The following is a 14177-nucleotide window of genomic DNA, read 5'->3' as shown; positions in this document are numbered from 1 at the left end:
GACACCTGCCTTTTACGTATTTTCAGCATATATAATTTCACAACCCTGTGCGATAATCTTATCCATCAACTAGTTACATGTTTCACTATGAAAAAAGCCATATTTACACTCGCTATTGGCGATAATCCAATGTACCAAGCAGCTATATTAAGCTTTCAGCACTATGCACAAAAGGTAGGTGCTGACCTAGTTGTGTCTGAAACGTTGAATTACCCCATCAAAATTAGCGAACCTAAATATGGTGCTAATCCCGCTTGGGCTGAAAAGCTTAGAATTGGTGAGCTGCTGAAAGAATACGATAGGGTGCTTTACTTGGACGCAGATATTTTAGTATCACCTGATGCGGAGGATATTTTTAAAAAATATCAAGACTTAGACACTATATTTATGCTCAACGAAGGCGCAGTATGCGATCGCACACAAGAGCGTACACTGATTGAAGACCTATGTGGAAAAGTTGCTTGGCCGAGTGAAAAAGAGGCAAGTATTTATTACAATGTTGGCGTGATCCTCGCCTCTAAGCCTTGTAGATTATTTGAGTACGCAGATTTAGATGAACTGCAATCTGTGTGCAATGAAATTCGCTTTTATGAACAAACATTGTTTAATTATCAGATATTTAAGCATCAGCTAAAGCATGAGGCGTTGCCAAGCAGATTTAACAGAATGGATATGTTTGGTAAAGAAGGGTATTTAGACGCCGACTTTATTCATTATGCAGGCCGAGGATATGCTAAAAACAATCGCCGTCGTGATGTGCAATTTTTAAGAGATTTTGCAAAGTTATATCAGGGGATTGTACCGCAGCAAGACATTGAGCGTTTGCACAATGCCGCGTGGAACAACTTCTTAGATGTGGTATATAAAAAGTACCCACTACCTAACTGGCTTATTAAACTATGCAGCCAGCGATTTGTGCCACACTAATTATCTAGCAGGGTTAATTTTATGGTGAATTAACCCTTTTTTGTTATTAGATTGCCGTTAAAACACTTTGAATCGCTTGTTTAAACTCTCTTCCATGAGCAATCCCTAATTGTTTTAATCTTGAATCGGCCAGTGCACAATCATGTGGACGAGCCGCGCTTTGACTGGGTTCATCAAGAGGTTTTAGCAGCGATTTAGGGTAGCCTAAAATATCGGCCATAATGCAGGCCATATCATACTTACTCATTGCTTGATTATCGGAAATATGAAAAATCCCGCCCAAATTCTCTGGGCACTTTAGCAAGTCTCTTAATGTAAACGCAATATCTTCAACATGGGTTGGGTAACGTACCGCCCAGTTGTCATGCGCGGTGGTTTGTGTGGCACTTATCTGTGTTGCTATTACCGATACTGCCGATTCTGCTAATTCTGATACGTCGCCATATAAAACGGGCACACGTACTACGCTGTGACGTGTTGAGTGTGCAAGCACTGCTTGCTCAGCTTGTTGTTTGCTTTGGCCATACAGATTTAATGGGTTTGTTTGCGCTGACTCCATATATGGCGGCGTTTTGCCATCAAATACATAGTCGGTGCTGATAAAAATAAGTGCGATATCGCGTTGTGCGCATTGCTTGGCAAGAAACTCGCTGGCTGCAACATTCAGGGCGATGGTTTGCTCTGGCTCGTTCTCACAGACATCAGGCTTACGCTCTGCAGCGGCATGGATCAAAGCATCGGGCTGATGGTGCTCTAAAAAGTCAATCACCGCATTTTGGTTGCTTAAGTCAAGTTGATATAACGGGGCGGTTGCGCGGCTAAAACCGGTACCAACAACGTCAAAGTCGTTTACTAGGGTTGAGTAAAGTGTGCGACCGAGTAGTCCGGTCGCGCCGGTGATCATAATTTTTTGCATAGTGGCTGGTTCCTTAAGCATCCAAGTTGGCAAACAATAGCCACTAGCTTAGCAAGTTTAACTTATTGAAAAAACGTTTATGTATTGGCCGGTTGTGTTGCTTGTTCCCATTTTTTCGATTTGATGCTCAGTAAACCAATAATGATGCCCACACCAATACAAAATAAGCTAATTTGTAGATAGAGGTTTGGCATTTCTTCTACTTTGTTTGGGTCGAAGTGTCCCGCCAAAAGACCTGAAATTATATTACCGATAGAATAAGTGAGTACAAACACGCCCATCATTTGACCTGCAAATCGCTTTGGCGATAATTTACTAACCGCACTGAGCGCAACAGGGCTTAAACACAGCTCACCCACAGTGTGTAAAAAGTAGGTTGTGATCAACCAATATGGTGCCACTTTTAGCCCTTGCGCAGCATATTGAGAAGCCATAAACATCACTAAAAAACCGCTGGCCATGATCACTAATCCCACCGCACATTTTAGGTTGTAAGAAGGGGTTAACAGTCGTTTTGATAAGTTTATCCAAAGTGCTGCAAAAAATGGCGACAACACAATGATAAAAATGGCATTTGCAGATTGAAACCAAGCGGTCGGAATAGTGAATGACCCAATTAAGCGATCGGTATAATCGCGTGCAAATAGGTTTAAAGATGAACCTGCTTGCTCAAAGCCAGACCAAAAACATGCCGATGCAACGCATACAAAAAACAGCGCCCACATTTTCTTTTTCTCATCTTCACAGAGGTTCCCTTTAAAGTAGATGAGCGCATAGTAAATAAAGAAGATAACGGTAAAGGCGACGGCAACATACTGGGCTAAGATCACCGGATTGATAACGATGATCCCTGCGTAGGTCAGTGCGGTGATGCCCGCGACTCCTGCCATGATAAGTGCAATGAGTGCCCATACCTTTTTTGCTTGCGCTGGGCTAAAAGGGTTTGTTGGCGCCTCACCCACGCCGGCAATATTGCCCAGTGTTTTACGATATTGAATAAGCCCGACAGCCATACCAACTGCTGCCGCGCCAAATGCATAGTGCCAACCCACATTTTCCATAAAATAGCCACAGACGTAGTAACCTATGACCGAGCCGATATTAATACCCATATAGTAAATAGCGTAACCACTGTCGCGGCGTTCATCTTCAGAGCTGTAAAGCTGCCCAACCATAGCGCTAATGTTGGGCTTAAGCAGGCCGGTACCAAAGGCAACAAAAATAAGGCCGATAAAAAATGAGTGGGTGCTTGGAATAGCCAAAATGATATGGCCGCACATGATAATAATACCACCGTACCAAACGGTTCTTTGCCCGCCAAGCAGCCTATCTGCAACCCAGCCACCGGGTAGACCAAGGAAATACACAGCGCCGGTGTATAAGCCGTAAATAGCAGCCGCAGAGGCAACGGTAAAGCCGAGCCCTTGGTCTTGTAAGCTGGCAGTCATAAATAATACCAGCAAGGCACGCATGCCATAGTAACTCATGCGTTCCCACATTTCGGTGAAAAAGAGTGTTGAGAGGCCCTTGGGATGGCCAAAGAAGCCTGTATCCTGTGCTGACATAGCTCACTTCCGTTATTATTTTTTAAAAGTCAGCCTTTATTAGTACGTTAAAGAGTTCACGAATGCAACCACACTGCGGTGGTTCTGTGTAGGGTCAAAATAGCCTAAAAATACTGTAACTGTTTGATATCGCTTATTTCTATATCTGCTAAGCCTTGGTAGTGATAAGTACAGTTCTGATTGTTTAACCATACGCTGCGACAGTTTGCATTATTTGCCCCTTGCACGTCGGTATCTAAGCTATCACCGATATGCAGTAACTGACTTGGGTGCATGTTTAGCTGATTTACGGCGTTATCGAACAAATCGCGAAAGGGTTTTGATCTTCCGTCTTTACCCGCTTGTAACACCAAGGAAAACATACCAGCGAGGTTAAATTGCTCGACATCAGCATTACCATTGGTAATGGCGATTAAGGTGTAACGTTGTTTAAGGTTGTTCAGTAACTTGATAACCGATGGACATACGCTGATTTGGCTGCGCGCATGGGCAAACGCTGCATAGGCTTTTTGCGCATGATCTAGAGCGTCTTCGGGTGTTAAACCACACTCTAATAGCCCAAAGTAAAGTGCACGTTGCCGCCAAAGCGTGACATCATGTAGCAGTTCAGGGTGTGCTTTAAGTGCCTTGTGGCGACATGCCATCCAAAAACGGTTGTCTTGGTGCGGCCAAGTTGGTAGTTGTTGCAAGTAGTCGGCTTGCGCGCGTAGCGCTGACGCTATGATTGGGTGGTTGTCATAGAGCGTGTCGTCTAAGTCAAAACTAAGTACTTTTATTTTGCCTATGGCACGGTTGAATCTCATGGTTACTAACCTATCTGGTGAGTTTAGGACATTGTTTCAAAACGCTAATCGTCTTTGCTGGGGCGCTTTTTTGCTCTTGGGTGTGCCTGATCGTAAACCTTGGCAAGGTGCTGAAAATCAACATGTGTATACACTTGTGTTGCTGATAGACTGGTGTGACCTAACATTTCTTGTATGGCGCGCAGATCGCCACTGGACTCGAGCATATGGCTGGCAAATGAGTGGCGTAATTTATGCGGATGTATCGGTGTGCTGATACCTTGCTTAAGGCCCCATTCTTTCATGCGCTCTCGCACATGGCGAATAGAAATACGTTGTTTGCGTTTGCTTAAAAACACCGCAAGTTCGCCCTCATTGGCCAACTGAGGTCTTAATAGCAACCAGCGTTCTAATGCTTGTAACGCTTTACCACCAACGGGTATAACGCGTTCTTTACTGCCTTTACCTAACACACGGATCTCGCCATCGCGTATGTCTCCCATATTAACATTTACGAGCTCGCTAATCCGCAATCCGCTTGAGTACATCAGCTCCATCATGGCTTTGTCTCTTATCGCTAAAACATCATCGTCGTTAATTGATAGCAGCTGTGCCATTTGATCAACATCGAGGTTTTTAGGCAGTGGTTTATCAAATTTAGGGCCTCTGATATTTTCCCCTGGATTGATAAATGAGCTGTTTTGCGAATGTTTTGCTTTTAAATATTTATACAAACTACGAATACAACTGAGCTTTAAATTGATACTGCGTGGATTATATTGCTTGCCACGTAGATGCATACTATAGCGGCGAATTTGCTCACTGCTGACTGCCAGCCAGTCTTGGGCATTGGGTGCAAAGTAGTTGGCAGCTTGTAGTAGCTGAATACGGTATTGGCTTAAGGTATGTGTAGAGTATTGTTTTTCATGGCGTAAATAGGCCATAAAAGCTTCTACAGGTTTGAGCCACAGCTCACTTAACACATTATCATCAGCCATATTTTAGGCCAAAGCGCTTAAACGCACCTGTAACGTTGTGACGAACTCTTGCATAAATAAGGTGTCATTCGTGGGAGCGAAGTGTTCGGCATGGTTGCTGGCAAAGGCTAAAATTGCATCTGGCGCGGTGCTACTGCCAAGCAGGTATAATGCAACGGATTTAATGGACTCTTCTTGGGGCCAAATGAGTTGCTGTTCTTGTTGTGAGAGCCGACCAAGATATATACCATTTTGCAAGCGTGCTTTTGTTAAATCGGCAAGCTCATTATTGTAGGGGAGCAATTTGCAGCTGACGATATTAGGTTGCTGGCATAAGAACTCGGCAAGTTTTTGTGTTAGTTCTTCTAAACTGTTGCAGCGCCATAACTGTCGCTGGCACTCGCTGAGTAATCTAAAAATCTGCTCGTTTTCAACGGCACTGCGCGCCATGGTTGCTATTTGCTGTTTTAGCTGGGTGTTTTGCTCGCGTAACAGACGTTGCTGTTGTAGCGCTAAGTTTGGCAATCCTAGGCTTTTACCGTGCAGGTCCATGTCGAGCAAAACATACGGATGGTTGAGTAAAAAATCTGGATGATGACTTAAATAATCACAAATTGATTGCTCATCAATGTCGTTTATTTTACTCATACATACACCTTTTGCAGTTTACAAAGAGATTTGTCCATCAAAAACATGTTCCGCGGGGCCTGTCATTTTTACACTGTGGCCTTCACCTTGCCAGCGTATCTGTAAGCTACCACCGGGTAAGTCTACACGAACCGTATTTGCTAGCTTTTTCTGAGCAATACCAATCACCACCGCTGCGCAAGCACCACTGCCACAGGCTAAGGTCTCTTGCGCACCACGTTCCCAAACTCTGAGCTTGATGTGCTCTTCATTAATAATTTGCATGAACCCCACATTAGCACGCTCAGGAAACCGTTCATGGTTTTCCAATAGAGGCCCCAGCGTCTCAACGTCCGCGGTGTCGATATCGTCTACTTCAATTACGCAGTGGGGGTTGCCCATAGAGACAACACCGCAGAATACGGTGTGCTCTTGCGCACGCATAATATAGGTGAGTTCAGGCTTACTGGCTTTAAACGGCACGCTGCTAGGAGCAAACTGCGGATGCCCCATATTCACGGTAACTTGCCCGTCTTTTTCAGAATAGAGTGTGATGTTCCCCGATTTGGTCGACACGCACACTTTGTGACGGTTAGTTAACCCTTTCATACGCACAAATCGCGCGAAACAGCGGGCGCCATTACCACATTGCTCTACCTCAGTGCCATCAGCATTAAAAATACGATAATGGAAGTCCAGATCGGGCGAGTACGGCGCTTCGACCAGTAATAATTGGTCAAAGCCTACACCAAAGTTTCTATCTGCAAGCTTTTTGATTTGATCTCGAGACAAAAATACATTTTGTGTGACGTTATCCACCACCATAAAGTCATTGCCTAAGCCATGCATTTTAGAAAAATTTACAAACATAATGTTCTAATACAACTCCTAATGAGTTAACTTTGCCACGCTAGGGGCACCGCTGTCATTAATAAATTAGGGTAATAGGTGCTCACCTTGCCAAAGGGAAGTAAGCGACTCTCTTTGTCTAACTACATAGCAGGTATCGCCATCAACCATCAGCTCAGCAACTCTTGGTCGTGAGTTATAATTTGAACTCATAGTAAAGCCATAGGCGCCAGCGCTGCGTTGCGCTAGAAGATCACCTTCTTGAATGGCTAATGGACGATTTTTACCAAGAAAATCGCCAGTCTCACAGACTGGGCCCACAACATCATACGCGTGTACAGGTGTGTCATCTTCTCGAGGGGCCACAGGAATGATGTTTTGCCAAGCTTGGTATAGTGAAGGTCTTAGCATATCGTTCATACCGGCATCGACAATCGCAAAGTGTTTATCGTCAGAGCACTTTAGATATTCAACTTTGGTTACCAAAATGCCAGCATTGGCGGCAATGGCGCGACCTGGCTCAAACACAAGTTCTAAGTGAGGGTAATTCGTCAATTTTGCTTTTACTTGCGCAGCATAGGCGCTTGGATGCGGTGGTTTTTCACTGTCATAGGGTACGCCTAAACCGCCCCCAATATCCAAATGTTGCAGCTCAATTCCGGCGGTTTTTAATTGCTCAACGAGGTCAATTACCTTATCTAACGCAGCTAAAAATGGCTCAACCTCTGTTAATTGTGAGCCAATATGAAAATCAACACCGACCACTTCAATGCCTGGTAACGCATAGGCGAGTTGGTAAACGTCAAAGGCTTGTTTAATGTTGATACCAAACTTGTTTTCTTTTAATCCAGTAGAGATATAAGGGTGGGTTTTAGCATCAATATCTGGGTTGACGCGAATAGACACGCGCGCGGTTTCACCCATACTGCTGGCGACTTGGCTAATGCGTTTGAGCTCAGCGGTTGACTCTACATTAAAGCATTTGATGTTATGGGTCAGTGCAAATGCAATTTCATCGGCGGTTTTTGCCACGCCTGAAAATACCACTTTACTGGTATCGCCACCGGCTTCTATTACCCGAGCAAGCTCACCTTTTGAGACAATATCAAAACCAGCACCTAAACGGGCGAGGACATTGAGTACAGCAATATTGGAGTTGGCCTTAACAGCATAGCAGACCAAGTGAGGATGTCCTTGCGCGGCATCGGTAAACGCGTGGTAATGACGTTCTAATGTTTTTCGAGAGTATATATAACAAGGTGTACCATGTTGCTTGGCAATATCAGCTACGCTGACTTGCTCAGCAAATAGCTGGTTTTGTTGATATTGAAAAAAGTCCATCTAACCTTCCTGCTGATTTGTTTGCGCTTTGGTATTTTGCTGTGGTTGTGTTTGAGATTTGCTTAACTCTTGGTTAGTCTGTTTTGAGTTTTGCTTTTCGGGCAAATAAAGAGGCCCACTTTGTCCACAGCCAGCTAATATAAGCGTAGTGAATATTACGAGAAAAAATAAGCTAGATTGAGAGAGTGTCGCTTTCATTAGATTAATGGTGTCAGTGCCTTTATAATCGCAGAGTAACAGAATTCGCAAAAAAAGCAGCTATTGCCGATAAGTATTTTCATGCTTGAATAGCTAAAACTTTGTACAAATGAGGGATACCGTATGACTGATTCCGAGTACCATGAATTGGCTGATGCCTTAATGCTCACCATAGAAGAACAAATTGACGACTGTGATGCTGACTTAGATTATGAATCTGCAGCAGGTATCTTAGAAATTATTTTTGCTGATAAAAGTAAAATCGTGATCAACAAGCAAGCACCATTGCATCAAGTGTGGGTAGCAACCAAGTTTAATGGTCATCATTTTGAGCTTCACGGTGACAAATGGATTGATAATCGCTCGGGTGCAGAATTTTGGCAGTTTATGTGTGATGCAGCGACTCGCCAAGCTGGCACCCCCATTCAATGGCAGCACAGCTAATGTTGCCGTTTGTAGAGTACGCCGCAAAAGGCGAGCACACAGCAAGTATTATTTGGCTCCATGGTTTGGGTGACTCGGGTGAGGGGTTTTTACCCATTGCGCCTGAGTTACAGTTACCTGACAAACTTGGTGTGCGATTTATTTTTCCACACGCACCAGAGCAAGCAGTTACCATCAATGGCGGCATGGTGATGCGAGCTTGGTATGACATCAAATCATTGGATTTAGACAATCGAGCAGACGAAGGTGGTGTAAGAGAGTCTGCCAAAGCGGTTGAAGCATTGATCCAAGCTGAATTAGACAAAGGTATCACGCCTGAGCGTATTATCTTGGCTGGTTTTTCTCAAGGCGGCGTGATAGCGCTACATTTAGCACCACGTTTATCGTATAAAATTGGTGGTGTGATGGCCTTATCGACTTATATGTGCGCGCCACAAAAGCTTGCGGATGAAGCCATACAGCCAGAACTCAATATCTTTATGGCTCATGGTAGCCATGATCCGGTGGTTGCCATGTCGGCAGGAAAACTAGCTTATAACACCTTGCTAGAGCAAGGTTATGAGGTAAGCTGGCAAGACTACCCGATGGAACATCAGGTTTGCTATGAAGAACTCGTTGCAATACGCGCATGGTTAATTGCGACACTGTCTTAAATTAGGAGCTGAATCAATGACACAAAGGATCGTTATTAAAACGTCGGTAAATAAAGCGCCAACAGCGAATGCTTCGGTAAGTTATCAATGGCATTGGCGGCGTATATTTATGGCTTGTAGCGTGGTGTTATTGTTTGCAAGCGCCTTGATATATGGCCTGATGAATTCGGTGAATGCCGATGAAATTCAGGCTGTTGAGGATAGCTCTATCCAGAGTGGCTCTATCCAGAGCGGCTCTATCCAGAGCGGCACAACACATGTATCCGCTGTTGATGAAGCGCAAAAAGAGGCATTAGTAAGCCCGGATGTTGAGGCAGTTGAGTCAACGCTTGAGAATACCATCGAGCAGCAACACGCAGAGCAAATCGCAGCGCAAAATCAGTTAACAGAAAAACCTGTACTGGTTGCAATTAACGATATCACTACCTCATCAAGCGCAAAACAAAGCAATATTGATGAGCAACCTACACATCAGGACGTTGATGAGCAAATCGACGGGGTGCAAAGTGAGCTGCATAGCGAAAACACGTTTTCAGAGGATGCCACCATCACCAATGTTGCTTTGGGTGCCCAAATTGATAGTAACTTGGTATCGCGGGCCGTGTTAACAACAGGAATTGTAGACAGAGAGCCTGTGGATGTACTTAAAGAAAACCTTGAACTTAGCCAGTTTACAGATAAGTTATTTTTCTTTACAGAGATAAATAATATGCAAGGGCAGACTGTGCAGCACTTATGGTTTCATCAAGACCAACTGATGGCCGAGATCCCATTAACTATCAGTGCAATTCGTTTTCGCACCTACTCAAGCAAAAATATTATGCCAAGCCAAACAGGGCCATGGCGTGTAGAAGTGGTGACCGACCAAGGTCAACTATTAGCACAAAAATCTTTTCGCATTATTTCAGAGGCCGAGTAACAGGCCACTAAAGGTTAATCATGACACAACAACATACTTTACGTATCGCCACCAGAAAAAGCGCCTTGGCATTATGGCAAGCTGAATTTGTAAAAGCGCAATTGGAGCATTTCCACCCCGAGCTAAACGTTGAGCTTGTGCCCATGTCTACACAAGGGGATATCATTTTAGACACGCCTTTAGCAAAAATTGGTGGTAAAGGACTGTTTGTTAAAGAGCTTGAGCAAGCGATGTTGGATGGACGCGCTGATATCGCCGTACACTCGATGAAAGATGTACCTGTTGAGTTTCCAGAAGGTCTTGAACTGTACACCATTTGTGAGCGTGAAGACCCGCGTGATGCATTTGTGTCAAATAGCTATAAAGCACTGGATGAGTTACCTCAAGGTGCCGTAGTCGGCACCTCTAGTTTACGTCGTCAGTGCCAAATTAAAGCGCTACGCCCAGACTTAGACATTCGTGATTTACGTGGCAACGTGAATACTCGCCTAGCTAAACTGGATAACGGCGAGTACGATGCCATTATTCTTGCTGCGGCAGGGTTGATCAGACTAGAGATGCCAGAGCGTATTGCAAGTTTCATCACACCAGAGCAATCACTACCAGCGAACGGACAAGGTGCAGTTGGCATTGAGTGTCGCAGTGATGACGAGCTTACCAAGCGATTATTGGCACCACTTGAGCATCAACAAACGCGTATTCGAGTGCTAGCAGAGCGTGCAATGAATCGTCGTTTAGAAGGGGGCTGTCAGGTACCCATCGGTGCTTATGCTGAAGTGGTCGCAGATCAAGTCACTTTGCGTGGTTTAGTAGGGGCGCTTGATGGTAGTCAAATTTTACGCGCGCAAGTGACAGGTCCGAGCACGCAGGCTGAGCAGCTTGGTGTTGAGTTGGCTGAACAGTTGTTGGCACAGGGTGCAGATAAAATCCTTGCTGAGGTTTATAAAGACAGTAAATGATGCGTATCGCTATTACTCGTCCTGAAGGAAAAGGATTAGAACTTGCAAAATTACTAAGCCAGCAGGGTATTTTCAATCTGCATACACCGATACTGCGCATTGAACCTTGTCAGCTGTCTTCTAGTCAATTAGCGCCAATTCAAGATGCTGATATTATTGTATTTATTTCGCAAGATTCAGTAAAGCAATTGGCTGTTCAGATTGATAGTCTGCCCGCCACAGCGCAGCTTTTTGCTGTGGGCGAGCAAACGGCAAACGCCATACAAAGTTGTTTTTCACGAAAAGCGATTGTGCCAAAGCAGCGAGACTCTGAAGGTTTGTTGGCTTTAGCGCCGCTACAGCAACTTGAATCTAAGCAAGTTGTGTTAGTTAAAGGTCAAGGCGGACGCCCTTTGCTAGCCAAGACTTTTAAGCAGCGTGGGGCGATTTTAAATGTCTGTGCGGTCTATAAACGGGTGGCTCAACATGACACGTCCGATGGCTGGTTAGACCACTGGCGCAGTGAACAAATTGACGGTATAGTCGTAACGAGCAATGCAACTATTGATGCGATATTTAATGCTCGGCAAAAAGAACTTTTAAACTGGCTGAAAAGTAGACACTTTTTTGTCATCAGCGAACGTAGCGCGCGCTATTTACACAACACCTATGAGGTGAGTCAGCAGTGTATCAGTATTGCCAATGGGCCAGATGATCTGGCGATATTTAACAGCATAATGCCTAACCAACAGCAGCAAGGTAGCCAAATGAGTGAGCAAGAAACACAATCTGGACCTGAAATGTCAAATAAGACGCCCCTAACGCAACCCGTGTTCAAACAAAAAATCAGCAAACTTGCGGTGTTAGCATTGTTGGTGGCGGTTACTGGTGGTGTGGCTACTGCTGGGCTTATCATACATGGCCAGCAGATCAGTGATAAAACCTATGCGGCGCTGGCGCAATTACAAAAAGACAATGCGCAATTGAGCGAGCAGCTCAGCCAAGCAAAGTCACAATTAACTTTGCTGCAAAGTAGTTTGCAACAGCAAAATGGCGAGCTTGAAGAGCGCCTAGCATTACAGTCACAAACCGTTGACGCACAACTCAATGCAGCGTTATCTCAGGCCAAGCAACAGATCAGTGGGGCGCTAAGTAGCGAAGTCACTTATTTACAACGCATGGCCGAGTTTAAAGCTAATGCCGAGCAAGATTATCAAGGTGCAATCGCGGTATTAAAGAGACTGTACGACGTGGTAAAAAACGAAAGCGATAACACCGCCCTATTGAGCGCTATTGCTACGGATATTGCTGCATTACAGGCTCAACCAAAGCCCGCTGTGGAGACACTTTATTTGCAACTTCATGGGATGTTGCAGCAAGTTGATAACTTGGCTTTGAAGGGCGTTAAGCGACCCGCAGCATTTATGAAACCAAGCAATGAACTGTCAAAAGAAGTGAGTGATTGGCGGATAAACTTAGCTCGTTCTTGGCAACAGTTTAAAGAAACATTTTTAACTATTAAGTCTCAAGAGATAACGGATATTCAGCCGCTGCTTGATAGTCAGCAAAAGCAGATGCTTAGAGCTCAGCTTCGTAGCTATTTATCACAAGCTCAATTAGCCCTAGTGGATAAAAAAGCGAGTGTTTTTTTTACATCACTTGATGGGGCATCAAAAACATTAGAGACATATTTCGACAAGAACAACTCGGGTGTTCAGTCGCTCGCAGATAATATCGAGCAGTTGCAGCAAATCCCATTACAGTTCCATACTAATGTGGATTTGCTTACCCCAGATGCAACAAAGGAGTGGTTAAAGTAATGAAATCACTGCTACTCATTTTTGTTTTTGCTGCAGTTTTAGCCTCAGGGCATTTGCTGGTAGGTGATGCAGGCTATGTGCTGATAGCATTCGGAAAGACGACACTTGAAGGCACCGTGTATTCATTCGGCGCTTTACTTTTGATGGTTCTCATACTCTTGCTGATACTTAAAGCAGTAGTTGGGTGGCTGTGGAAAGGTTACCGCTCAACCACAGGTCACTTTAGCAACAAGAAACGTATTAAGTCTGAGCAAGCACTTACCGACGCTATCTGGGGCGTACTTAACGATGATGTGCAGATGATCAAAAGTGCATTTACAAAAAACGATGCGCCTATGCAGTGGCAAGATCAACAACATGCGATGCTTGCTAAGGCTGCACTGCAATCAGGCGAGCAAGCAGAGGCTTTACAGCATTTACAAGCCATGTCTGATGAATCGCAAGCACAAGTTCCCAAGTTGTGGCTCAATGCTAATCAATCAGAGCAAGCCTTAGCGTTATTATCGCAGCCGATGCAGCAGAAAAAGCCGAATGCGGCGGCTGTGAGTAGTTATTTAGATGGGTTATTGCATGAACAGCAGTTGGCAGACGTTGTAACTACGTTATCAAGTAAATATAAGCAGCTTGATTTAGCAACAATGCAATGGCACAGCTTTTTTAAGCGCTTTTTTGATAGTGCAAAACAACAGGCGAGTGACTACTTTTCTCAGTTACCTAAGGCCGTGCAAGCGCATGCTCAGCTTGCTTATTTGCAAAGTATGGCAGGGCAAAGCTGCTTAGAAAATGTTCATGATGTGCTTATTAAGCTGCTTAAAAAAGGTCAATTCAGTCAGTTAGCTCAGGTACTTGCTTATGCAAAAGGGGCTGACATAAAGCTAACCCAAGCGATCCAAACGCAGTTAAAAAAGAAGCCTGAACATAGCGAATTGTTATTTTGTTTAGCCTGTATGGCAAATGCTGAGGGAGATTTTGAATTGGCAACAAAAATATTTGCCAGTTTGCCTGAGCAAGATTGGCAGCGATATTGGATTGAGCCTGCATTGTATAGTTTTGAACAAACAGGGCAGTTTCAAAGGGCATATCAGTTGGCCCGCCACCAATGGTAAGAATCTACAGCCAGCAAATTGCTGGCTTTTTTGTACTTGCATAAATTGTCTACAGCGCTAAAAATGGACATGTGTCCTTGATCTTTAACTAAGGGTGCGTATGATCCCAAAAATT

The 14177-nt window shown here is 44.4% G+C and carries 15 protein-coding genes; 7 read left to right on the top strand and 8 right to left on the bottom strand.

Features of this window, described 5'->3' with window-relative positions:
• Window positions 1–87: 87 nt before the first annotated feature.
• A complete protein-coding gene (locus tag HC733_RS10425) occupies window positions 88–927 on the top strand; it encodes a glycosyltransferase (RefSeq protein WP_190364986.1) in 840 nt (279 codons plus the stop codon).
• Between the two features lie 46 nt (window positions 928–973).
• Here the strand turns inward: HC733_RS10425 and HC733_RS10420 are convergent, their stop codons facing one another.
• The 8 genes from HC733_RS10420 to lptM all read right to left on the bottom strand — a co-directional run bounded on the left by HC733_RS10420 (window position 974) and on the right by lptM (window position 8182).
• Window positions 974–1843: a dTDP-4-dehydrorhamnose reductase family protein gene (locus HC733_RS10420; RefSeq protein WP_190364985.1), complete on the bottom strand. Its 870-nt coding sequence runs from the start codon at window positions 1841–1843 to the stop codon at window positions 974–976.
• Between the two features lie 77 nt (window positions 1844–1920).
• Window positions 1921–3408, bottom strand: coding sequence for a peptide MFS transporter (locus HC733_RS10415; protein WP_190364984.1), 1488 nt, complete (start codon window positions 3406–3408; stop codon window positions 1921–1923).
• 104 nt (window positions 3409–3512) lie between these two features.
• The gene (locus tag HC733_RS10410) at window positions 3513–4211 is read right to left on the bottom strand and encodes an HAD-IA family hydrolase (protein WP_190364983.1); all 699 of its coding nucleotides are present in this window, start codon (window positions 4209–4211) and stop codon (window positions 3513–3515) included.
• A 44-nt stretch (window positions 4212–4255) separates the two neighbouring features.
• Window positions 4256–5188 (bottom strand): tyrosine recombinase XerC, encoded by a 933-nt coding sequence (locus HC733_RS10405; protein WP_190364982.1) that lies wholly within the window; start codon window positions 5186–5188, stop codon window positions 4256–4258.
• A gap of 3 nt (window positions 5189–5191) precedes the next feature.
• On the bottom strand, window positions 5192–5815 hold the full coding sequence (locus tag HC733_RS10400; RefSeq protein ID WP_190364981.1) for a DUF484 family protein: 624 nt from the start codon (window positions 5813–5815) through the stop codon (window positions 5192–5194).
• An 18-nt stretch (window positions 5816–5833) separates the two neighbouring features.
• Window positions 5834–6664 (bottom strand): diaminopimelate epimerase, encoded by an 831-nt coding sequence (gene dapF, locus HC733_RS10395; protein ID WP_190364980.1) that lies wholly within the window; start codon window positions 6662–6664, stop codon window positions 5834–5836.
• A 66-nt stretch (window positions 6665–6730) separates the two neighbouring features.
• Complete coding sequence (lysA, locus tag HC733_RS10390; RefSeq protein ID WP_190364979.1) at window positions 6731–7984, bottom strand: diaminopimelate decarboxylase; 1254 nt, start codon at window positions 7982–7984, stop codon at window positions 6731–6733.
• Window positions 7985–8182, bottom strand: a complete 198-nt coding sequence (gene lptM / locus HC733_RS10385; protein ID WP_190365019.1) for an LPS translocon maturation chaperone LptM — start codon at window positions 8180–8182, stop codon at window positions 7985–7987. It abuts the gene before it with no gap.
• Window positions 8183–8305: 123 nt separating this feature from the next.
• On the opposite strand from lptM, the gene cyaY reads away from it, so the two are divergent.
• From cyaY to HC733_RS10355, 6 genes are read left to right on the top strand one after another with little or no spacing between them, the layout of a single operon-like run.
• Window positions 8306–8626 (top strand): iron donor protein CyaY, encoded by a 321-nt coding sequence (gene cyaY / locus HC733_RS10380; RefSeq protein ID WP_171628022.1) that lies wholly within the window; start codon window positions 8306–8308, stop codon window positions 8624–8626.
• The gene (locus tag HC733_RS10375; RefSeq protein WP_190365018.1) at window positions 8626–9279 is read left to right on the top strand and encodes an alpha/beta hydrolase; all 654 of its coding nucleotides are present in this window, start codon (window positions 8626–8628) and stop codon (window positions 9277–9279) included. The genes cyaY and HC733_RS10375 overlap by 1 nt, the downstream gene beginning before the upstream one ends.
• A gap of 16 nt (window positions 9280–9295) precedes the next feature.
• Window positions 9296–10198 (top strand): DUF2914 domain-containing protein, encoded by a 903-nt coding sequence (locus tag HC733_RS10370; RefSeq protein ID WP_190364978.1) that lies wholly within the window; start codon window positions 9296–9298, stop codon window positions 10196–10198.
• A gap of 20 nt (window positions 10199–10218) precedes the next feature.
• Window positions 10219–11157 carry a hydroxymethylbilane synthase gene (gene hemC, locus HC733_RS10365; protein ID WP_190364977.1) on the top strand — a complete coding sequence of 313 codons (939 nt, stop codon included), beginning with the start codon at window positions 10219–10221 and terminating at the stop codon, window positions 11155–11157.
• A complete protein-coding gene (locus HC733_RS10360) occupies window positions 11154–12956 on the top strand; it encodes a uroporphyrinogen-III C-methyltransferase (RefSeq protein WP_190364976.1) in 1803 nt (600 codons plus the stop codon). Before hemC ends, HC733_RS10360 begins: the two co-directional genes overlap by 4 nt.
• Complete coding sequence (locus HC733_RS10355; RefSeq protein WP_190364975.1) at window positions 12956–14062, top strand: heme biosynthesis HemY N-terminal domain-containing protein; 1107 nt, start codon at window positions 12956–12958, stop codon at window positions 14060–14062. The genes HC733_RS10360 and HC733_RS10355 overlap by 1 nt, the downstream gene beginning before the upstream one ends.
• The last annotated feature ends 115 nt before the right edge of the window (window positions 14063–14177 follow it).

Source organism: Pseudoalteromonas sp. S16_S37 (assembly GCF_014694405.1).
Classification (GTDB): Bacteria; Pseudomonadota; Gammaproteobacteria; order Enterobacterales; family Alteromonadaceae; genus Pseudoalteromonas.
The sequence above is the reverse complement of the archived record's forward strand: the minus strand, read 5'-3'. Positions and strand labels throughout refer to the sequence as shown.